This window comes from Pseudomonas sp. IT-196MI5 (assembly GCF_949767415.1).
GTDB lineage: Bacteria > Pseudomonadota > Gammaproteobacteria > Pseudomonadales > Pseudomonadaceae > Aquipseudomonas.
In genome coordinates, this window is the sequence record NZ_CATKPZ010000026.1 from 1 (window position 1) to 20,143 (window position 20,143).

At 62.4% G+C, this 20,143-nt stretch carries 17 protein-coding genes; 6 read left to right on the forward strand and 11 right to left on the reverse strand.

What is annotated here, in order from left to right; translation table 11 throughout:
• Positions 1-166 precede the first annotated feature (166 nt).
• The 4 genes from surE to ACM6IK_RS17550 form a co-directional block, all read right to left on the reverse strand.
• Positions 167-1,144, reverse strand: coding sequence for a 5'/3'-nucleotidase SurE (gene surE, locus ACM6IK_RS17535; protein WP_414875341.1), 978 nt, complete (start codon positions 1,142-1,144; stop codon positions 167-169).
• A 79-nt stretch (positions 1,145-1,223) separates the two neighbouring features.
• Positions 1,224-2,603: a DUF1329 domain-containing protein gene (locus tag ACM6IK_RS17540; RefSeq protein WP_414875342.1), complete on the reverse strand. Its 1,380-nt coding sequence runs from the start codon at positions 2,601-2,603 to the stop codon at positions 1,224-1,226.
• Positions 2,604-2,626: 23 nt separating this feature from the next.
• Complete coding sequence (locus ACM6IK_RS17545) at positions 2,627-4,204, reverse strand: DUF1302 domain-containing protein (protein WP_414875343.1); 1,578 nt, start codon at positions 4,202-4,204, stop codon at positions 2,627-2,629.
• Between the two features lie 187 nt (positions 4,205-4,391).
• Complete coding sequence (locus tag ACM6IK_RS17550) at positions 4,392-4,514, reverse strand: hypothetical protein (protein ID WP_414875344.1); 123 nt, start codon at positions 4,512-4,514, stop codon at positions 4,392-4,394.
• Here ACM6IK_RS17550 and ACM6IK_RS17555 point away from each other — a divergent pair.
• Together ACM6IK_RS17555 and ACM6IK_RS17560 are read left to right on the forward strand one after the other, a co-directional pair.
• Positions 4,513-6,255, forward strand: a complete 1,743-nt coding sequence (locus ACM6IK_RS17555) for an FAD-binding protein (RefSeq protein WP_414875345.1) — start codon at positions 4,513-4,515, stop codon at positions 6,253-6,255. The genes ACM6IK_RS17550 and ACM6IK_RS17555 overlap by 2 nt on opposite strands.
• Positions 6,252-7,130 (forward strand): SDR family NAD(P)-dependent oxidoreductase, encoded by an 879-nt coding sequence (locus ACM6IK_RS17560; protein ID WP_414875346.1) that lies wholly within the window; start codon positions 6,252-6,254, stop codon positions 7,128-7,130. The genes ACM6IK_RS17555 and ACM6IK_RS17560 overlap by 4 nt, the downstream gene beginning before the upstream one ends.
• 262 nt (positions 7,131-7,392) lie before the next feature.
• Here ACM6IK_RS17560 and ACM6IK_RS17565 read toward each other — a convergent pair whose 3' ends face one another.
• The 7 genes from ACM6IK_RS17565 to ACM6IK_RS17595 all read right to left on the reverse strand — a co-directional run bounded on the left by ACM6IK_RS17565 (position 7,393) and on the right by ACM6IK_RS17595 (position 14,835).
• The gene (locus ACM6IK_RS17565; protein WP_414875347.1) at positions 7,393-8,973 is read right to left on the reverse strand and encodes a FadD3 family acyl-CoA ligase; all 1,581 of its coding nucleotides are present in this window, start codon (positions 8,971-8,973) and stop codon (positions 7,393-7,395) included.
• Positions 8,974-9,045: 72 nt separating this feature from the next.
• Positions 9,046-9,792 carry an SDR family NAD(P)-dependent oxidoreductase gene (locus ACM6IK_RS17570; RefSeq protein ID WP_414875348.1) on the reverse strand — a complete coding sequence of 249 codons (747 nt, stop codon included), beginning with the start codon at positions 9,790-9,792 and terminating at the stop codon, positions 9,046-9,048.
• Positions 9,793-10,024: 232 nt separating this feature from the next.
• Positions 10,025-11,113 carry a 2Fe-2S iron-sulfur cluster-binding protein gene (locus ACM6IK_RS17575; protein WP_414875349.1) on the reverse strand — a complete coding sequence of 363 codons (1,089 nt, stop codon included), beginning with the start codon at positions 11,111-11,113 and terminating at the stop codon, positions 10,025-10,027.
• Between the two features lie 13 nt (positions 11,114-11,126).
• On the reverse strand, positions 11,127-11,882 hold the full coding sequence (locus ACM6IK_RS17580; protein WP_414875350.1) for a glucose 1-dehydrogenase: 756 nt from the start codon (positions 11,880-11,882) through the stop codon (positions 11,127-11,129).
• Entirely contained in the window at positions 11,870-13,549 is a 1,680-nt protein-coding gene (locus ACM6IK_RS17585) for an FAD-binding protein (RefSeq protein ID WP_414875351.1), read from the reverse strand. The genes ACM6IK_RS17580 and ACM6IK_RS17585 overlap by 13 nt, the downstream gene beginning before the upstream one ends.
• A 9-nt stretch (positions 13,550-13,558) precedes the next feature.
• The gene (locus ACM6IK_RS17590) at positions 13,559-14,074 is read right to left on the reverse strand and encodes a flavin reductase family protein (protein ID WP_414875352.1); all 516 of its coding nucleotides are present in this window, start codon (positions 14,072-14,074) and stop codon (positions 13,559-13,561) included.
• 392 nt (positions 14,075-14,466) lie between these two features.
• Positions 14,467-14,835, reverse strand: a complete 369-nt coding sequence (locus ACM6IK_RS17595) for a hypothetical protein (RefSeq protein WP_414875353.1) — start codon at positions 14,833-14,835, stop codon at positions 14,467-14,469.
• 619 nt (positions 14,836-15,454) lie between these two features.
• On the opposite strand from ACM6IK_RS17595, the gene ACM6IK_RS17600 reads away from it, so the two are divergent.
• The 4 genes from ACM6IK_RS17600 to ACM6IK_RS17615 all read left to right on the forward strand — a co-directional run bounded on the left by ACM6IK_RS17600 (position 15,455) and on the right by ACM6IK_RS17615 (position 20,137).
• Positions 15,455-16,639: a flavin-dependent monooxygenase gene (locus ACM6IK_RS17600; RefSeq protein ID WP_414875354.1), complete on the forward strand. Its 1,185-nt coding sequence runs from the start codon at positions 15,455-15,457 to the stop codon at positions 16,637-16,639.
• Positions 16,640-16,762: 123 nt separating this feature from the next.
• Complete coding sequence (locus ACM6IK_RS17605; RefSeq protein WP_414875355.1) at positions 16,763-17,884, forward strand: LLM class flavin-dependent oxidoreductase; 1,122 nt, start codon at positions 16,763-16,765, stop codon at positions 17,882-17,884.
• Positions 17,885-18,593: 709 nt separating this feature from the next.
• Positions 18,594-18,956, forward strand: a complete 363-nt coding sequence (locus tag ACM6IK_RS17610) for a DUF6124 family protein (RefSeq protein WP_414875356.1) — start codon at positions 18,594-18,596, stop codon at positions 18,954-18,956.
• Positions 18,957-19,240: 284 nt separating this feature from the next.
• Positions 19,241-20,137, forward strand: coding sequence for a VOC family protein (locus ACM6IK_RS17615; protein ID WP_414875357.1), 897 nt, complete (start codon positions 19,241-19,243; stop codon positions 20,135-20,137).
• The last annotated feature ends 6 nt before the right edge of the window (positions 20,138-20,143 follow it).

Sequence of the window (20,143 nt, forward strand, 5' to 3'; positions counted from 1 at the left end):
GTAAATATGGTTGTTCGCAGATGTTGCGTACACCCGGTAACCCTGTGGGAGCGAGCTTGCTCGCGATGGCGGAGTGTCTGGCGACATCGATGTTGAATGGGCCGGCCTCATCGCGAGCAAGCTCGCTCCCACAATGGTTTTGTGATTAACACCGTTCCGCGCTGGCTTAAGGCTTGATCCCGCGCAACGTCTTCTTCGCCTGATCCTGCACCGCCTGCGGTGCGGTCATGTTGCCGTCGATCACGGTGATCACCGCGTGGCCTTGCCACAGTTGATAGGCATCGGCCTTTTGCTGGACTTCGGTCGGTGTCGACGGGGGGGCCAGGTTGACGTGGACCACGCCGTCGGCGCCGCGTTGTGAGGTGAAGTTCACCCGATCCCAATTGCCGATCGGGGCAAAGCTCACACCGTTGACCTCCTCGGGTTTCAGCGGCGGGTAGTTGAGGTTCAAGCCGCTGACACCCGGCAGGCCGAGCACGTTCAGCTCGCACGATTGTTTGTTTTTGGCGCAGGCCTGTCTGGCTTCGGTACCGGCCAGACTCGCCTGTTCGATCACCTTCACGGCAAACCGCGCCGTGTCGTCCATGGCGCCAAGAGTCTTGCGATAGCCCGCCTGCTGGTCGCGGATGATCAGGTCCATGTCGATCGCCGTGGACACCGCCACCGCCGGAATCCCTTTGAACATCGCGCGCACGGCCGCGTTGAGGGTGCCGGACATCTGCGTCAGCGGGCCGACGTTTTCGCCAAAATTGCTGCCGGACACCACCAGGTCTGGCGGCGAATCCTTGAGGATCACATCGAGGCCGACGTTGACTGCATCCACCGGCGTACCGATGGCGGACGTCTTGCCAGCGGGCGGGATGTAGCCCTGCGGCGGCCCGACGCAAAATTTGCCCGGCGCCAGTTCGGTCACCGCCAGGGCCTGGTCGGGCACGACCACGCTGGCGGCGCTGATGCCGCTGCTGTCGTTCAACGGGCCAACGAGGGTGACCTTGTGTCCGGCAGCGGTCAGGGCGCGGTACATCGCATCGATGCCGGGTGCGCGGCAACCATCGTCGTTGGTCAGCAGGATGTCCAGGGCGTTGGCTTGCATCGACAGGCCAACGCTGACCATGGCGATGATGCCGGTGAGGAGTTTGTTCATGGAGAAGTCTTCCGTGGAAGGAGCGGATTTTACACAGCACAATGCCCCGACCGAATGAATCGGTCGGGGCGCTGAGGTTTTAGCGGGTGCCGAGTTTGCGCAGGTTGCCAGGGGTGAATTCGTCTTCGGTGAAGGCGGTGGCGTTGAGCTTGGCCGGTTTCTGATCGACCAGCATCCGGTCAACCAGGTAGGAGCCGGCGATCAAATCGTGGTAGATGCCCAGACGGGAGTGGAAACGCTCGATGTGATAGGCGTAGATCGAGGTTTGCATGTTGGTGCGCCACAGTTGCCCACGGCTGTCGTAGTTGTCTGCCAGGGCGGCCTGCCAGCTGTCCTCGTCCAGGTAGAGCACACGCTTGGCATAGAGGTGCCGTGCGTTTGGCTTGAGCGTGGCCTGCACGATCCACACGCGGTGTTTCTCGTAGCGCATGATCTGCGGGTTGATGTGACCGGTCGTGGACAGGATCTGTTCGATGTTTACGTCAGGCTGGTCGATCTTGTAGTTGTTGTACGGAATGTAGATCTCTTTTTTACCGACGATGGACCAGTTGTAGCGATCCGGGGCGCCGTTGAACAAGCGATCTTCATCATAGACCCGGAAGCCGCCCGCACCGCTGGGCGAGTCGTAGCCGACGGTCGGCGCGCGGCGCACGCGGCGTTGACCCGGCGAGTATTGCCAGGCTTGCCGAGGTTCGGCGGTGGCATTGATGAACTCGTGACCGACGACGATCTCCCCCTTCTTGCGCACGGGCTCCAGGGTGGTGAGCAAAAAGTGCGTGAGGATGCCACCGGATGTGTCCAGGGTCTTTTGGGGGTCGGCCCACACCGAAAAGATCTTGTAGTCGACCTTCTCCGTCACCCGATTTTTGTCGGGATAGATCACTGCCTGTTGGTAGACGGCCTCTTCGGTGAAGGACCGCCCTGACATGGTGTGGTTGAGGATCAGTTCGTTGCCGTTCTTCGGAATCGGGAAAGGCGAGGCACCGAAGGCATTGCTGGTGTCGTTGCCGTCGTTGGTGAGCTCTGCGTTCAGGGCGTTTTTCTTGATGTCGTCTTCGGTGAGCTGATCGACACGGAAGTCGCGATGGCTCGGGTACACCGGCATCTTGAAAGAGTCCGGGTAGCGCTTGAACAAAGCTTTCTGGCCGTCGGTGAGGTTGGCGGCGTACTGGTCCATGTTCTGCGCAGTGATGGTGAACAAGGGTTTTTCAGACGCATAGGGGTCCGGGTACGGCGTGCCTGCACCACCGAACGTGAGGCCCGGTGGCAGACCGCGCCATTTGCCGGACCAGGCCGGGATGCTACCGTCGGCGTTGCCGGCTTTTTCGGCGCCCATCGGGGTCAGGTCCTGGCCCAGGCGTGCGGCTTCTTCGGGGCTGACCTTGGCGTAGGCCAGGCCACTGCCGAGCAGGCCGACGGTCAGCGCGGTGCTCAATACTGTTTGGGTGAATCTGGACATGCTGTGCTCCTCCGATCGGGGAATCAGAACCGGTACTTGAAGTTGAGCGCGACGTTGTCGCGGTCGGCCAACGGGCTGTTATTGGCGTTGCCGAGGTAGGCGTTGTAGCGGGCCTCGACAGTGAAGTTGCCGAGGTAGCGCCAAGAGCTGCCGATGCTGGCGCGGTTATCGTTCTGGCCGGCGTTGATCGAGCCGACCATCGAGCTGTCGCCGTGGGCGGCGGCGCTGAAGGTGACAGGCACCGACATGTCCCATCCGCTGAACACGTTGTTGTAGTCAAAGTTCGCCTGCACCGTGTAGCCCCAGGCATCGCGGTCATAGACCAGGCTGTCGGTGCCCGGCAGCGCGAAGCCAGGGGCCAGGGTCACTGGCTGTGACTTGTCGTTGCTGACCACGGTGTTGTAGACCACCTCGCCGGTCAGGGTGGTGTTGTCGGCGAAAGAGGTCGGGCCGAGCACGTAGATCATCGACGTTTGTGCTTGTACGGTCTTGCCGCGCACGGGGCTGGAGAAACCGTTGTCGACCATCACTGGCGTACCGTCGCGGTAGCTGACTTCACCGGCCCAGCTGACGTCGCCCAGCACGGTGGCGAAGCTCGCGCCGAACAGGTCGATGTTGTCGAAGTAGCGCACCTGGTAGCGGCCCAGCGTCGTCGCGAAATCCAGCGACGGGGTCTTGTCGTGATAACGCGAGTAGTAGATACCGAACTCGGTGTTTTTCAGCGACTCGGCGGCGTAGGTGAAGGCCAGACCGTACTGGCCGCTGTCGCTCGGTTTGTCGTCCTTCAGACGGGTGACAAAACCGGAGGCGTCGTTGAAACCACCCTCATCGATGAAGTCGGTGGTGGAGAAGTAGCTACCCACGCCGAACAGCTCGGTTTTCTCCCACTTGTATTGGTAGTAGGCCTGGATACCCAGGCTTTCGGTCAGGGCGAACTGGGTGAACAGTTGGCCGACTGGCAGCAGGATTTCCTTGACCTCGACGCCAGGGGTAGTCGCCTTGGTCGCGTCCACCGGGCTCTGGGCCGCGGAAATACCCGGGTAGAACAAGCTTTCACCCCAGCTCACCACCTGGTTACCCAGGCGCGCGTTGAGGGCGTGACCGCTAACGTCCCAGGTGCCATAGGCGTAGTAATCGAGCATGCGCAATTCATTGCGGTGCTGGTCGATGGTGTCCTGGGAGAAACGGTCGGGCTGGCTGCAATGGCCGCCGGCGAAGCAGTTCGAGGTGCCGGTGGTGTTGTCGTTGTCCTGATCGTAGACGTTGTCGTAGAAACCGGTCGCCCGGACGAACACGCCGTAGTCGTCCTGCCACTTGATGTTGGCTTCGGTGAGAAAGCCGCTGCGGTTGTTGATAAGGCTGCCTTTGTCGAACGCGTTGTCGCCGTCGTTGCCGTTAGCGTTCGCGGTCAGTTTGTGATCGCGAGCCTCGGTCCGCCAGGCGAGGCTGTACGTCAGTGTGGTGTCCCAGTCGATGCTCAAGTCTTCGCTTGGCTGAAAGCTCATGGCGTTAACGTGAGCGCTTAGTCCGCCAGCCAGCATCAATAGAACAAGCTGTGTGCGAGGGTGCTGTGTTGGTGGGGCGATTATTGTTTTTATCATGTCGTCCTCATGGCCCAGGTCAGACCTGCCCGACCTGCATTTCAGGGGGGATGATTGGTGCTGTGGACGACTATGGAGTCACGACTTGTGCGCAACATCGTCCAAGCGGACTAAGCGATTTGCAGGGGAACGGCACACACCGGATCGCCGTAGGAACTGTGTAGGAGATCAGGGGGCGGCCTTCGCCTTAGTCCGCTTGGACGATGAACACCTGGCGCGCGCGGCGAACAATCCCGAGACCGACTGCACCGGGCGAAGATCCGGCGGTGGCGGTTTCTGCCTGATGGGCGCTGAACAAGGGTAATCGCATGAACGCTGCCGGGATCAAATGGGACGAGTGCTGTGATGTGTTGGTGATTGGCTCGGGAGCCGGGGGCATGACCGCTGCACTGCGCGCCCATGACCTGGGCCTGAATGCACTTCTGATCGAGAAGAGCGGCGAATATGGCGGCACCTCGGCGGTGTCCGGTGGCGGCATCTGGATCCCCGACAACCACCGGATCAAGGCCCTTGGCGGCAGTGATTCGGCGGCCGAAGCGATTGCCTACATCCGCGCCGTGACCCATGGCGAGATCGATGACGGGCGCATCGAAGCCTATGTCGAGCACGGCCGGGAGATGGTCGAGTACCTGGAAAAACACACCCGCGTGCGCTTCGAGGCGCAACCGCGCTACGCCGATTACTACCCGGAAGTCGAGGGCGGCAAACCGGGCTATCGCTCGATGGATCCACAACCGTTCGATGCCGCCGAACTGGGCGAAGAATTTTTGCGCATGCGCGCGCCGTCCCCCGGCACCCTGATGATGGGGCGCATGGCGATGACCATGAAAGAGGCGCAGGTGCTGCTGTGCCGTGGTCCCGGCTGGTTGCGCCTGACCCTGCGGGTGATGTGGCGCTACTGGCGTGATCGCGAGGGGCGGCGCTTGTCCCGTCGCGACCGTTTCCTGACCCTGGGCAATGCCTTGATCGGCGCCTTGCGCTGTTCGTTGCAGGATCGCGGCAAGTCGCTGTGGCTCAACTGTGCACTCGAAGAGCTACTGCTGGTCGGCGAGCGGGTCGGCGGGGTGCGGGTCAATCGCAACGGTCAGTTGCTCAACGTCAAGGCGCGTTACGGGGTGATCATTGCCGCCGGTGGTTTCGAGCGTAACCAGGCGATGCGCGAGCAGTACCTGCCGCAGCCGTCCCAGGCGAACTGGAGTGCCACGCCGCCGAACAATACCGGCGACGGCATTCGCGCCGGCCAGGCCCTTGGCGCGCGGACCGCGTTGATGGAACACAGCTGGTGGGCGCCAACCACTTACGTCAAGGGCGAAGAAAAACAGCGTGCGCTGTTCGTTGAACGCACCTTGCCGGGGTGCGTGATGGTCAACGCGGCGGGCGAGCGTTTCGTCAATGAAGCCGCGCCCTATACCGATATCGTTTACGCGATGTACGCCAACAACCGCGAAGGTGTCGCGAGCGTGCCGTGCTGGATGGTGTTCGACGCCGAGTTCCGCCGCAAATACCCGTGCGGCGCCTTGCTGCCGGGCTATGCCCAGCGCGATTGGCAATTGCCCGAGCATTTGCGTGATTACTTTCAAAAGGCGTCGAGCCTGGAAGAACTGGCGACGAAAATCGGTGTCGACGCCGGCGGGCTGGTGCGCACCGTGCAGCGCTTCAACGGCATGGCCGTGCAGGGCGTCGACGAGGACTTCCACAAGGGTGAATCATTGTTCGACCGCTACTACGGCGACCCCAACGTGCAACCCAATCCGTGCCTGGCGCCGTTGCTCAAAGGGCCGTTCTACGCCGTGCGCATCGATGCCGGCGACATCGGCACCAAAGGTGGCCTGCTGACCGACGTGCACGCCCGCGTGTTGCACGAAGACGGAGAACCGATCAACGGCCTGTACGCCATCGGCAACAGCGCCGCCTCGATGATGGGCCGCACCTATCCGGGCGCCGGTTCGACCATCGGCCCGGCCATGACCTTCGGTTATCTGGCGGCCAATCACATCAAGCGCCAGAGCGAAACCGCTGCGGCCAAGACCTTGTTTGGGAGTGTCGAATGAACAGTCAGCGTCCACAGATTGCCGTAGTGACCGGCGCCAGTCGCGGAGTCGGGCAGGGTATTGCCCTGGCCCTCGGGGCGGCAGGCATGACGGTGTATGTCACCGGTCGTGCACCTGAGCAGGGCGGGTCGAATTTGTACGGGCATGCCTTGCGCGGTTCGCTGCAGGACACCGCCGCGGCGATCACCGCCGCCGGTGGGCGCGGTATCGCGGTGGTTTGTGACCACGCCGATGACGCCCAGGTTCAGGCGCTGTTTACCCGTGTGGAAGATGAGTGCGGGCATCTGGATCTGCTGGTCAACAACGCCGCGTTCATCCACGACCGGTTGATCGAGCCGGGGCCGTTCTGGGCCAAACCGCTGGACCTGGTGCGCATTCTCGACGTCGGCCTGCGCTCGGCCTACATCGCCAGCTTCTACGCGGCGCCGCTGTTGCTCAAAAGTGCCCAAGGGCTGATTTGCTTCACTTCGTCATTCGGCGCCGGCTGCTACATGCATGGCCCGGCCTACGGCGCACAAAAGGCCGGGGTCGACAAGCTGGCGGCGGACATGGCGATCGATTTCGAAGGGCAGGGTGTGGCGGCGCTGTCGCTGTGGCTCGGTCCGCAACTGACCGAACGCACGAAAATTGCCGGTGAACAGCATGGCGAGCAGTACCAGGCGTTCCTGGCCCACGCCGAAACCCCGCAATTCAACGGGCGGGTGATTCATGCCTTGCTCAATGATCCGCAGTTGATGGCGTTGTCCGGACAGACCCTGATCACGGCCGAAGTCGCGCCGGGTTATGGCATCAGCGAAGTCGAAGGCCGCCAGCCACCGTCCCATCGCGCCATGCTCGGTGATCCACGCCGGCAGCATCCGGCGCGGGTGGTCTGACTCCGTCATCTCGGCATACACAAAACCCTGTGGGAGCGAGCTTGCTCGCGATGACGGCAGAACATTCAACATCGCTGTTGACTGACCTGACGCTATCGCGAGCAAGCTCGCTCCCACAGTTGATCTGCGTCGGGCGGGGAATTTGTGTACACCCTGGAACATTGTGGGAGCGAGCTTGCTCGCGATGAGGCCGGCACATCCAGCATGGGTGTTGGTTGACACTCCGCCATCGCGAGCAAGCTCGCTCCCACAGGGATTGCGTTTAGTCGGCTGGTTGTAACGCCCACTCCCTCAACACATTCTTCGTCACTTTCCCCGCCGCATTGATCGGCATGCTCTGCAACACATGCACCCGACGCGGGACCTTGTAGTTGGCCATCTGCTCACGGCACCAGGCGAGGAACCGCGCCTGCTCGATTTCCATCCCGGGCGCGGGCAGCAGGAACGCCATCGCCACTTCACCCATGCGCTCGTCGGGAATGCCGATCACCGCTGCCTGGGCCACGCCCGGATAGGTCAGCAAACACTGTTCGATCTCCGCCGGGTACACATTGAAGCCACCGGTGATGAACATGTCCTTGAGGCGGTCGGTGATGCGCAGGTAACCCTGTTCGTCGAGCATGCCGATGTCGCCGGTGTGCAGCCAGCCGTCGGCGTCGAGTATTTCCTGGCTGGCTTCGGGGTTGTTGAGATAACCCTGCATCAGGTTGTAGCCGCGGATCTGCACTTCACCGGGGATGTTGGCCGGCTGGCTGCGACCGCTGTTGCCGACGCAGCGCACTTGCACTCCCGGCATCGCCCGGCCACTGGTGTTGGCGACCAGTTCCGCTGAGTCGCCGGCGCGGCAGATCGTGGCGAAACCGCAGACTTCCGTCAGGCCATACGCGGTGACGATAGTGGCGAATCCCAGTTCGTCGCGCATGCGGTGGATCATCTCCACGGGGATCGCCGCCGCCCCGGTCACCGCCACGCGCAAGGAGCTCAGGTCGAATTCACTGCGTTGCGGATGGGCCAGCAACGATTGATACAACGTCGGTGGCCCGGGCAACACGGTGATGCGTTCGCGTTGCACGCATTCGAGCACCGCCTGCACGTCGAAAACCTGCTGCGGCAGAAGGGTGCAACCGCGCATCAACGCCGCCAGCCAACCAGCCTTGTAGCCGAAGGAATGGAAGAACGGATTGACGACCAGGTAGCGATCGCTCTCGCGCAAACCGACGATATCGCTCCAGTCGCGCACGATGCGCAGGTTTTGGCCGTGGCTGGTCATCACGCCTTTGGGCTTGCCGGTAGTGCCCGACGTGAACAGCACGTCGGACAAGGCCTGCGGGCCAACGCTCTGTTCGCGGGTGCGCAAGGCCAGGTGCGGCACGTCGGCCGCCAGATCCATAAACCGCTCCCAAGCCAGGGTGCCCGAGTTGGCGCCGCGCACGCTGACGGTGTGGCGCAGCTCAGGCAGGTCTTCCGACGCCAGCATGCCGGGGTAGTCCGTTCCGAGGAATTCGCCGATGGCAAACAGCACGCAGGTGCCGCTTTCACGCAGGATGTAGCCGGCCTCGCTGCCCTTCATCCGGGTATTGAGCGGCACCAGGGCGGCGCCGACACTTTGCAGGGCGCCAGCCGCAACGATCCACTCCCACACGTTGGGTGCCCAGATCGCCACGCGGTCCCCGACCTGTACGTCGAGGGCCAGCAGTGCGCGAGCCGCCTGGCGGCGCAGTTGGTCCAGTTGTCGGTAGCTGATGCTGTGGCCCGCATCCTCGATGGCCGGGCGGTCGCCGTAGGCCTGGGCAGCGTTGGCGAACAGTTGAGCGATGGTCAGTGCGGTGGCGACAGGCGGCATGGGGCCTCCCCGGTTAGAAGACATGTACGAAAAAGGGAGTGGGCCAGGCAGAGCGCCCGGCCGGATTGCGAATTACTGGGCGGGCGGGGCGAAACGGCGACCGGCGGAGAACCCACCATCCACGGCGATCATCTGGCCGCTGACAAAGGACGCTTCGTCCGAGGCCAGGAACAGCGCGACGTTGGCCACTTCTTCCGGTTGCCCGGAGCGGCTGAGCATGTGTTGCGAAGCGAAGAAGGCGTGGAACGCGTCATTGTCACGGACCATGCTGGTCATCGGCGTTTCGATCAGGCCCGGGCACAGGCCGTTGACGCGAATGTTGGCGTAGCCGTAGTCGATGGCCATCGAGCGGGTCAGCTGGTTGATGCCGCCCTTGGACACGTTGTAGGCCACGTTGCCGTCGCAGCCTTGCAGGCCGAAGATCGAACCGACGTTGATGATCGAGCCGCCGCGTTGCGACACCATCGATTCCAGCGCGTATTTGCTGGTGAGCATGCTGCCGGTCAGGTTGATGTCCATCACCCGTTGCCAGGCGGCGGTGGTGGTCTGGGTCACGCTGCCCTGGTCGGCGACGCCGGCGGCGTTGACCAGTACGTCGATGCGCCCGAAGCGGCTGACGACTTCTTGCATGACCTGCTGCACCTGCGCTTCGTCGCGTACGTCCAGGGTCATGAACAGGCCGGGAAAGTCTGCCGGTGCGCTGCCGATGTCCAGGGCGACCACTTGCGCGCCTTCAGCCGCGAAACGGCGCACGCAGGCCAGACCGATCCCCGAAGCGCCGCCGGTAACCACCGCGACCTTATTCTGCAAACGAGCCATAACTGCACCTCTTTTATTGTTGTGGGCTAATGCTGTGGCCGAGTCTAACTGCAGACCGGGCCTGGGTGATCGTCCAATGAGACTAAGCAATAGATCCCCCGTCTGGCACCGATCAACTGTAGGAGCGAGCCTGCTCGCGAAAAACGACTGGGCACCGCGTTCATTCAGACAGGGCGCGTTATCGTTGACGTCCATCGCGAGCAGGCTCGCTCCTACAGTTTTACGCGCAGTCTCAATCCGGGAATTTCAGGTGTACCCGGGCACCGGTCGGTCGGCTCTGGCAGGCCAGTGTCCAACCGTCGGCCAGCTCCTTGGGCGTCAGCACATCGTTGCGCGCCAACTGAACCTCGCCTTCCTTGACCACGCACATGCACGCCCCGCAGAAACCTTCTTCACAGGACGACGGCACATCCAGGCCGGCGGCCTTGCAACTTTGCAGCAGGGTGTCACCCGGCTGGCAGGTTATTGGGTGTTGCTCGCCATCAAGTTCGACGATCAATGCTTCACAGTGGGAACCCATCGCGGCCTCGCGGGCGAGGGCTTCTTCGGCCAGTAGCTCATCCGGGTCTGGCGGTGAGACGAAACGTTCGACATGGATCCGCTCGGCCGCTTCGCCCAGTGCCAGCAGCGTGCGCTCCACGGTGTCCATGAACGGCCCCGGCCCGCAGATGAAGTAGTCGCCGCCGGCCGATCCGCGCAGCAGATGACGGACCTGATGGTCCGTCAGGAAGCCTTGCACCGAATCGAGGACGTGCACCACGTGCAGTTGATCAGGATGCGCCTTGATCAACCGGCACAGCTCGTCCTTGAAAATCACCGATGCCTCATCGCGGTTGGCGTAGATCAACTTGATCGAGCGCCGGCTGCTGTGCAGCACCGACTTGAGAATGGAAAACACCGGGGTGATGCCCGAACCGCCGCCGAACAATACCAACGGTCTGTCGGTGTCGGCCGAGTGCTGCGGGTCCAGGCAAAAGTGCCCGGCCGGTGGCAGCACTTCCAGCCAGTCGCCGACCTGCACTTGGTTCATCCAGTTCGACACCCGGCCACCGTCGACCCGCTTCACCGTGACCTTGGGCAGCGCATCCGCGAGGGGCGAGCTGGCCATGGAATAGCAGCGGGTCAACAGCTTGCCGGCCAAGGGCACGCGAAAACTCAGGAACTGGCCCGGTTTGTAGCGAAAGCGCTCACGCAGGGTTGGCGGTACGTCCAGCACCAGCGAGCGCGCATCCAAGGTCTCGTCGATCACCGCGCACACTTGCAATGAGACACTTGCCGTCGTGTGTTCGGCCGGGGTCAGGTTCTGTGGTTGCGTGCCCATGTTCACCTCGGCCTCAGAGCCCGCTGATCAGTTGAGCGTTGTCGACGCGGATCTCGGCACCGTTGACGAAGCGCGACTCGTCGGCGGCGAGGAACAGCACCACGTTGGCAATGTCCCGTGGCGCGGCCATGCGGTTCATCGGGTCCTGGTCCAGCGCTTCCTGGGGGATCGGCTGACCGCCGACCAGGGCCTGGGTCATCGGCGTGTTCACACCGTCCGGGTGCACACTGTTGCAGCGAATGCGGTAACCCTGCTGCTTGCAGTGCAGGGCAATGGAACGGGTCATCGCCGCCACGGCGCCTTTGGACGCCGAGTAAGCGCAGAACATCGGCATGGCGCCCAATGCTGCGACCGACGACATATTGATGATCGAGCCGCCACCGCTTTCCTTCATCGCCTGGATCGCGTATTTGCAGCCGAGGAAGTAGCCTTCGCCGTTGATCTTCTGCACCTTCTGCCACAGCTCCAGGGTGGTGTCTTCGATGCTGCCCAGGGCCAGGATCGCGGCGTTGTTGACCAGTACGTCGAGGCGACCGAAGTGTTCCACGGTGGTTTTGACCACGTTTTGCCAGTCGCTTTCGCTGGCGATGTCGTGGCGGATGAACAGCGCGTTGCTGCCGATCTCGGCGGCAACCTGACGGCCAGCCTCTTCGTTGAGATCGGTCAGCACCACCTTGGCGCCTTCGCGGGCCAGCAGCAGGGCGTCTTCGCGACCGATGCCGCTGGCGGCGCCGGTGATGATGCAGACTTTGCCTTCTACACGTTGCATTGTTGTTCTCCTGATCGTGCGGTTTGAAGTGCGAATTGGTCGGCCACGTGGGCGGCAGCCCGGCGACCGGAATAGATGCAATCGGCCAGGGACAGGCCGGAGACATACAGGTTGGACGCGACCCCGACCGCATTGCGGCCGGCGCTGTACAGGCCGCTTATTGGCTGGCCGGCGTGGTCCAGTACCCGACCGCTGCCTTCGCAGACCTTCAGCCCGCCCAGGGTGATGACCGGGCAGGGGAAGAGTTTGCTGTCGAAAGACAAGTCGAGGGCGTACCACGGGCCGTGTTCGAGGTTGGCGAGCATCGCGGCGGATTTGCCGAACTCGTCGGCGACCTCACCGCGTGCTGCTCGGGAGTAGCGTTCGACACTTTGGCGCAGCAGTTCGGGCGGCAGGTTGCAACGTTTGGCCAGGCCGGCGAGGCTGTTGCTGCGTTTGGCGTTGAACAGCAGATTGAGCAGCACCGGCAGGCGCTGGAAATTCCAGACTTTGCCGGGGCCGACCTGACTGAGTGCTTCTCGAACCAGCGCCCGATTCAGAATCAGAATGGCGCGGCCGTCCTGCTCCTCGACCATCGCATGGCCGAGGGTCGCGCCGTAGATTTCTTCGTTGGCGTAACGTTGTCCACGGGCATTGACGATCAGCCCGCGAGCCCAGGCCAGTGGCGGGTTGATGAATCGCCAGGCGCTGACCTTGTCCATCCGCGCCACGCTGCCGCCAGCACTTTGGCCCAGGGCGATGCCGCTGCCGTTGCACCCGGTGGCGCCTAGTGGCAGGCCGGCCAGATACTGCGGCGCGTGTTGGCGCACCAGATCGCGATTGAAGATAAAACCGCCGCTGCTCAGCAACACCGCCTGTTCGGCACGTATCAATTGGCGAATGGCGCTGGTCTGTTCGATGCGGCGCTGACGGGCGCGCAAGCGGTCGGCCAAGGCCGGGGCGTACATATGAATGGCAGCGGCCCAGCGCGACAGACGCGCATGTTGTTTGGCTGCGCGGCTGCCGGAGGGCAATTGCCAGGCTTCGACACCGATGACCTTGTCGTCGAGGTCGAGTACCAGACGTCGCACTTCACACTGGCTACGCAGGCGTGCACCGTGGCGCAAGGCGCTGGCCTTGAGCGGGGCGAACAGACTGGCGCCGGACATTCCCGGACCTTTGGTGCGGTGGCCACGGGGTGCCGGCTTGGCGCTGGCGGCATAGGCCGGCACGGCTTCGTTGCCGGAGTAATAGAGGTAGTACTGGTCACTCGGGTAGGAGGTCTTATGCGGCGGCACGCTGGCCTCGAAGGCCGCGCCTTGTCGCTCCAGCCAGGCCAGTTGCTCGCGGCTGCCTTCGCAGAAGTCCTTCAGGGTTTCATGGCTGACGGCTTCGCCGACTTCCTGACGCAGGTAGTTGAACATGGCGTCGCTGGTGTCTTCATAGCCGGCCTGGCGCTGATACGGCGTGCCACCGCCGGCATAGACCACGCCACCGCTCAGCGCCGTGGCGCCGCCGCCTTCGAAGCGATCCAGGGCCAGCACCGAGAGGCCTCGATTGGCCGCTTCGATGGCGGCACAGGCGCCGGCACCGCCAAACCCGACGATCAGCAAATCGCAGCGATCATCCCATGGCAACTGGTCGGCGCTGTTCACTCGCAACGCCGTCAACCCGTTCAGGCTGTTCATGTTCGGGCCTCAGCCAGCAGCAGCGAGAGAAGGTGCGGGTTTGGCGGTGGTGGTGTAGCTGCCGTCGAGGTAGACCAGCGGGGTGATTTCGGCTGTGGTGTGGATTTGCAGGATGCGACCGATGAACACGGTGTGAGTGCCGTAGCTGAAGTGGCCGTCCTGGCGGCAGAGGATCGCCGACTGCGCGTCACCCAGGTAGGGAATGCCACCGGGGCTGGTCAGCCAGTTGCCACGGTCGAAGCGCGCTTCGCCCTTGATCGCACCGCTGCACAGGTTGGCCAGGTCTTGTTGTTCGACGCCGAGGATGTTGACGCAGAAGTCGGCGCCGGTCGCCAGTGCGGCGTGGGGCGAGGCGGTCTTGTTGACGCAGATCAGCAGCGATGGCGGTTCGGTGCTCAGGGAGTCGACCGCGGTGGCGGCCATGGCGAAGCGCTCGGAGCCGTTGCTGGTGCTGATAATGGTGACGGACTTGGCCAGGCGGCGCATGGCCTGGAGCATGTCGGCTTTGAGATTGACGTCGTTCATCGCACTGGGCCTTTTTGTTGGTTGGGGAGTGCGATGGATTCTTGCTCTGACGTCCAGTCGTCACATCGTCCGAGGGGACTAGGCCTTGGCGGCCTCTGGGCCGACCAGGCGCTTTTTTGATTGAGTACATATCCGTTGCTGCGGTAACGGCGGCTTATGGTTTCGCCCTTACGGCGAGTCCCTTTTGGCAAACGCCCGGAGTGCCGGCCCAGCCAAAAGGAACCAAAAGGTCTCGCCCCTTACGTACGGCCCCTCGCTGAGGCTCGGGGTTCCTTCGCTGCGGTATTCATCCGGGGGCATTGCCCTCCGGTCGGCTTCGCTTCGACCTACATGCAATGAGTTCGACTGCGTCGAACGGCGCTGCGCGCCAATCCCCGGATAAACACCTCCACTCAGCCTGCCGAGGGGGCGGGTGGATCAAGATCAAGAGCTGCAGGCGAGCTAACGCTCGGCCTGATGAGTGGTGAGAAGCATGGGTGTACGCCGCTTTGCCTCTGCTCTTCTGTGGGAGCGAGCTTGCTCGCGATGGCGGCCTGCCAGCCGGCTGAAATCTTGCGGATGTACTGAGTACCTGTGGGAGCGAGCTTGCTCGCGATGGCGGCCTGCCAGCCGGCTGAAATCTTGCGGATGTACTGAGTACCTGTGGGAGCGAGCTTGCTCGCGATAGCGGCCTGCCAGCCGGCTGAAATCTTGCGGATGTACTGAGTACCTGTGGGAGCGAGCTTGCTCGCGATAGCGGCCTGCCAGTCGACCAAATACATAACAGACGAACGACCCCGGCAAACAGGCCGGCCGGTAGGCCGCCTCGGGCGCTGTGGCGGTACACGCCCCCTCGTGAGGCCGAGCGCAGGTTCTGCGCAGTGGGCAACCCGGCATGGATGCCGGGTTAGCCGCCGCCGGCCATGGATGGCCGATGGCGGCGGGCCCACGGAGCAGGACCGGAGCGAGGGTATGCCGAGCCACAGCGAGGCACCGAATGTCAGGGGCAAAAGCCCTTGGTTACTTGGGGCTCTTCCAAGTGACCCGCCATAAGGGCGGAACCAATAGCGGCCGTAACCGCTAAAACGGATATGTACACCATCAAAACAGATGCGCCCAACACATAGCCATCGCGAGCAAGCTCGCTCCCACAGGGATCTACAGTGGCCACAAGTCCCGAGTAAAACAGGGGGTCCAATGTGGGCTCGCCCGCGAAGACGGCCTGTTAGCCAACACCCCCTTTCAGATTCACCTCCAAAAGACTGTTTCCCAACCCCACATGGTCCGTTTGAGGGATGTCCACCCTGTTGCGCATTGCTTGAATGCCAGTGTAGGGGCGCTACACCCGCCCCGTTGCACGCGCGCCCCGGCGGATGGGGTGAACAAAGGAGAACAATAAAAATGCTCAACCAAGACCTGATTCGCCAGCGTCTGGGCCAACGTGCTCGTGAGTTGGTGCCGATCCTGCGTGAACGCGCCCTGAACGCTGCGCAAGCAGGCCAGTTGCCTGAAGAAACCCTGAAGGATTTCCATGACGCCGGGTTCTTTCGCATCCTGCAACCGTCCCGTTGGGAAGGCTATGAGCTGGAGCCCAAGGATTTCTTCGACGTGCAGATGACCCTTGCCGAAGGCTGCATGTCCTCGGCCTGGGTACTGGGGGTGGTAGCGATCCACAACTGGCAACTGGCGCTGTTCGACGACCGCGCGGCCCAGGATGTCTGGGGCAGCGATTCCAGCGTGCTGATCTCGTCTTCCTATATGCCGGTGGGCAAGGTCGAGCGGGTTGACGGTGGCTTCAAGTTGAGCGGACGCTGGGGGTTTTCTTCCGGCAGCAAGCATTGCGACTGGGCGTTCCTCGGTGCGCTGGTGCCGCCGGCAGAGGCGGGCGGAGCGCCGGATTACCGGACCTTCCTGGTGCCGCGCAGCGACTACCAGATTATCGACAACTGGAACGTCATGGGCCTGGAAGCCACCGGCTCCCACGACGTTCTGGTGGAAAACGCCTTCGTTCCCGAGTACCGCACCCATCGCGCGTTCGACGGTTTCATGCAGAACAGTCCGGGCAACGAAGTGAACACCGCGCCCTTGTTCCGCCTGCCGTTCGGGCAGATTTTCGTGCGTGCCGTCTCGTCTTCGGCCATCGGTGCCCTGCAAGGCGCGGTGGATCAGTTTGTCGAGCACAACCGTGCGCGAGTCGGGGTCAATGACGGTCGCAAAATGGTCCAGGACCCGGCCGCGCAAGCGGCGCTGGCCAATGCCATGGTCTGCGTCGACGAGTGCAAGACCGTGCTGCATCGCAACTTCGCGCTGATGCTGGAGCGGGCGCAGAAGGGTGAGCCGCTGAGCATGCCTGAGCGGGTGAAGATGCGTTACGACTCGGCGCTGGTGGCCGACAAGTGCGCCAAGGCCGTTGGTGATCTGATGTTCAACAGCGGTGCTTCGACCATCTTCCGCAGCCATCCGATCAACCGCGCCTTCCGCGACATTCACACCGGTCGTGCCCACGTCGCCAACAGTCCGGCCAAGTACGCCTGGAACCTTGGCGGGGTCAGTATGGGCCAGGACAGCAGCGACTTTTTCCTCTGACTTTTTTACTGAATCGGGCTAGTCCGTTTGCGTGATTCGAGCGCCCTGCCAATACCCGAGCATGGGCGCAAGGCGAAGGTCTACGGCGCCGACTGCGCATCCAAACAAGTACAAGGATCAACCATGAAATTTTCCCTGATTTACGAAGCCCAGACGGTGGATTCCAGCCGTGAAGGCGACCGCAAGATTTTCGAAGATACCGTCGAGCAGGCCGTGCTCGCCGACAAGCTCGGCTTCGACACCTTCTGGTGCGTGGAACACACCGCGCTGAGCAACTACTCGCACATGTCCGCGCCAGAAACCATGCTGGCTTTCGTGGCCGGTAAAACCGAACGCATTGGCATCGGCCACGGCGTGGTCTGCCTGCCGCCAGCGATGAACCACCCGGTGAAAGTCGCCGAGCGCATCGCCACCCTCGACCTGTTGTCCAAGGGCCGTGTGCACTTCGGCGTGGGCAAGGGCGGCACCCAGCAGGAAGCTGGCACCTTCGGCTACGACCTGGCGACCTTGCAGCCGCAGATCGACGAGATGATGTACCTGATCCCGAAAATGTTCGTGCAGGACGAGATCGAGCACAACGGCGACTTCGTGCAGATCCCCAAGCGCCCGATCCACCCAAAGCCTTACCAGGACCCGCACCCGCCAATGTACCTGGCGTGCACCAACTCCGAGTCGCTGAAGAATGCCGGCGGTCGTGGCATGGGCGCTCTGGTGCTGGGCTTCGGTGGCCCGGAAGAGATCGCCAAGAAGGTCGAGGTGTATCACACGGCCTACGACAACCGCGATGAGAAGAAACAAGTGGGCTTCCGCCCTAACCGTCACATCGCCGCGCTGTGCCCGGCCATCGTGCTGGACGACAACGCAGAAGCGCGCCGCATCGGTATCCGTGGTCAGCGTTACTTCATGGAGTCCCTGGGTTACTGGTACGGCGGCGGCGAGCGTCCGGACCCGGAGAAGTGGAAAGACGACACCTACGTCGATGGCAATGGCCAGAGCGTGATCAAGTCGCGCTTCGCCTCGGAAGAAGTCAGCGTCGACTTCTCCGACCCGACCATGGCCATGATGAACCCGAACCACGCCTACGGCACCGTCGAGGATTGCATCGGCTACGTGCAGCGCCTGATCGATGCCGGCGCCGACGAAATCCTGTTCATCTGCCAGATGGGCACCGTGCCGCAGTGGGCGCAGCTGGAGACTTTGAAGAACATTGGCGAGAAGGTGATTCCGCACTTCCGCAAAGGTTGATAGGCAAGCCACTAGAGCTTGAACACCACACTATCCCTGTGGGAGCGAGCTTGCTCGCGATAGCGGTCTTACATTCAGCATTGATGTTGACTGGTATGGCCCCATCGCGAGCAAGCTCGCTCCCACAGTTGATCGCATTTCAGGTCTGGCACGGACGTCAGGCCCACTTTCCAACGGGTCCCCAAGGCCCGTTTTTTTATGCCTGCACCAATATTGACCACCGCATACCCCCTGTGGGAGCGAGCTTGCTCGCGATGGCGGTCTTACATTCAACGTCGATGTTGACTGGTATGGCCCCATCGCGAGCAAGCTCGCTCCCACAGGTTTTGGGGACAGCTCCAGCTACCGATTTGGCCTTTGAGCAGCGCCTGTTTAACGGCTGTCAGCGTTACTTGATGAAAGCTACAACGCCTTGCGTCGTTGCCTACAGGTACGCCAGAATCCGCCGGCTTGTGCGCCTTGGGGGCCCTCGGTAACTTGATTCGCATCACTGCCCATCAGTGATCGGGTTTAGCAGCCCGGGGTTATAAGCAAGGTGCACAAGCGCTGTCAGTCAGGTATTCCAATGCCTGCACTCGATGGTGGCTGTGCGCAGGGCGCCTTCGGGCGCGCCGGCTTTGCTAGCTTCCCCGGTCTGCTAACCTGCGTACAGCTGCCTCCCTCTCGTTTAGCAGCAAGTGGGTGGGCACCCAATCAGGAAAGCCAGCGTATGTTCAAAGTCACACCCAATCCGCCGGACACCGATCCAGCCTCACCCTACGAAAGCCCCGATTCCAAAAAACTCAACGAGGCCGCCGAGCGTGCCCTCGCTTACCACTTCCCCTCGACCGCCGACATCAAAGCCACCCCTCGTACAATCAGCACGCTGTTTACCGTCGACCCTGAGGCCACGACCGAAACCCTGGTGGTCTATCTGGTCGAGACCCTGGCCTCGGTGGATGTGATGGTGCATCAACTGGTGGATCATCTGGAGGGCGGTGATCGCAATGCCCTGCTGGGTATTTCCAATAGCGTGATGCTGGCGGAGATCACCGCAAACCGAGTGCTGGATCAAATCGAACCGGCCGCATAAAAACCGCAACACCACCCCCCCCTCTGTAGGAGCGAGCTTGCTCGCGATGCACCAAAGAACGCCGCGTGGTGTCAGGCTATCAGCGTTTTCGTTGGCGACCATCGCGAGCAAGCTCGCTCCTACAGTTTTGATGTGCGTACCCCCACCAAATCCGCTAGTCCCATTGGACGATGTTGCCCCTCCCCGAAACCGTTTGAATAGCTCCTACATATGGCCCCTACATAAAGTCTCCCCCGGCACCTGCCGAAGGGCGGCACCGCCTGAGAAAAACGAGGAGTGCATCCATGGATATCCGTGGTCTGGGTTACGTCACCCTGCTGTCCAGCGACCTGGCGCAATGGCGCCACTACGCAAGCCAGGTGCTGGGCATGATGGTCATCGGCAGCGATGACGATGAGCACCTGTACCTGAAAATGGACGAGCGCCACTACCGCATCCTGGTGCAGAAGAGCGCCGACAACGGCTTCGGTGTCTGCGGCTGGGAAGTGGCTGGCAAGGCGGCGCTGGAGCAGGCGGTCAGCGAGTTGCAACAGGCCGACGTGCAAGTGACCCGTGGCACCGCGGTCGAGGCCGAGTTGCGCAAGGTTCAGGAGCTGGTGCACTTCAGCGATCCTGATGGCAATCGCCATGAAATCTTCTGGGGGCCGTTGCAGGACTTCGCCCGTTTTGTCTCGCCGGTGGGTGTCAAAGGTTTTGTCACCAACGACCTCGGCATGGGCCACGTCGTATTGCCGGCGCCGGCCTTCGAGCGCTGCCGTGACTTCTACGAACAGGTGATGGGCTTTGGCCTGTCGGACCTGATGAAAGTTCGCTTCACCCCGGACCCGGCCGAGCCGCAAAAACGCATTCACTTCCTGCACTGCAACAACGGCCGGCACCACTCGCTGGCGATTTTCGAGTGCCCGATGCCCCACGGTTGCGTGCACATGATGGTCGAGGTCAACACGCTGGACGAAGTCGGTCGTGCCCTGGATCGCGTCCACGCCAACGGCGTGAAGCTGTCGGCCACCCTCGGCCAGCACACCAACGACCAGATGATTTCTTTCTATATCAAGACCCCGTCCGGGTTTGACCTGGAATACGGCTGCGATGGCCTGGTGGTCGACTGGGACCGCCACACGCCGTTCGAAAGCACCGTGGTCAGCCACTGGGGCCACGACTTCAGTGTCGGTCGCCAATGAGGAACA

Excerpts from the sequence above, each read along its gene's own strand:
- surE (WP_414875341.1), bottom strand. The coding sequence starts at position 1,144 with ATGAACAAACTCCTCACCGGCATCATCGCCATGGTCAGCGTTGGCCTG.
- ACM6IK_RS17540 (WP_414875342.1), bottom strand. The coding sequence starts at position 2,603 with ATGTCCAGATTCACCCAAACAGTATTGAGCACCGCGCTGACCGTCGGC.
- ACM6IK_RS17545 (WP_414875343.1), bottom strand. The coding sequence starts at position 4,204 with ATGATAAAAACAATAATCGCCCCACCAACACAGCACCCTCGCACACAG.
- ACM6IK_RS17555 (WP_414875345.1), top strand. The coding sequence starts at position 4,513 with ATGAACGCTGCCGGGATCAAATGGGACGAGTGCTGTGATGTGTTGGTG.
- ACM6IK_RS17550 (WP_414875344.1), bottom strand. The coding sequence starts at position 4,514 with ATGCGATTACCCTTGTTCAGCGCCCATCAGGCAGAAACCGCCACCGCC.
- ACM6IK_RS17560 (WP_414875346.1), top strand. The coding sequence starts at position 6,252 with ATGAACAGTCAGCGTCCACAGATTGCCGTAGTGACCGGCGCCAGTCGC.
- ACM6IK_RS17565 (WP_414875347.1), bottom strand. The coding sequence starts at position 8,973 with ATGCCGCCTGTCGCCACCGCACTGACCATCGCTCAACTGTTCGCCAAC.
- ACM6IK_RS17570 (WP_414875348.1), bottom strand. The coding sequence starts at position 9,792 with ATGGCTCGTTTGCAGAATAAGGTCGCGGTGGTTACCGGCGGCGCTTCG.
- ACM6IK_RS17575 (WP_414875349.1), bottom strand. The coding sequence starts at position 11,113 with ATGGGCACGCAACCACAGAACCTGACCCCGGCCGAACACACGACGGCA.
- ACM6IK_RS17580 (WP_414875350.1), bottom strand. The coding sequence starts at position 11,882 with ATGCAACGTGTAGAAGGCAAAGTCTGCATCATCACCGGCGCCGCCAGC.
- ACM6IK_RS17585 (WP_414875351.1), bottom strand. The coding sequence starts at position 13,549 with ATGAACAGCCTGAACGGGTTGACGGCGTTGCGAGTGAACAGCGCCGAC.
- ACM6IK_RS17590 (WP_414875352.1), bottom strand. The coding sequence starts at position 14,074 with ATGAACGACGTCAATCTCAAAGCCGACATGCTCCAGGCCATGCGCCGC.
- ACM6IK_RS17595 (WP_414875353.1), bottom strand. The coding sequence starts at position 14,835 with ATGTATTTGGTCGACTGGCAGGCCGCTATCGCGAGCAAGCTCGCTCCC.
- ACM6IK_RS17600 (WP_414875354.1), top strand. The coding sequence starts at position 15,455 with ATGCTCAACCAAGACCTGATTCGCCAGCGTCTGGGCCAACGTGCTCGT.
- ACM6IK_RS17605 (WP_414875355.1), top strand. The coding sequence starts at position 16,763 with ATGAAATTTTCCCTGATTTACGAAGCCCAGACGGTGGATTCCAGCCGT.
- ACM6IK_RS17610 (WP_414875356.1), top strand. The coding sequence starts at position 18,594 with ATGTTCAAAGTCACACCCAATCCGCCGGACACCGATCCAGCCTCACCC.
- ACM6IK_RS17615 (WP_414875357.1), top strand. The coding sequence starts at position 19,241 with ATGGATATCCGTGGTCTGGGTTACGTCACCCTGCTGTCCAGCGACCTG.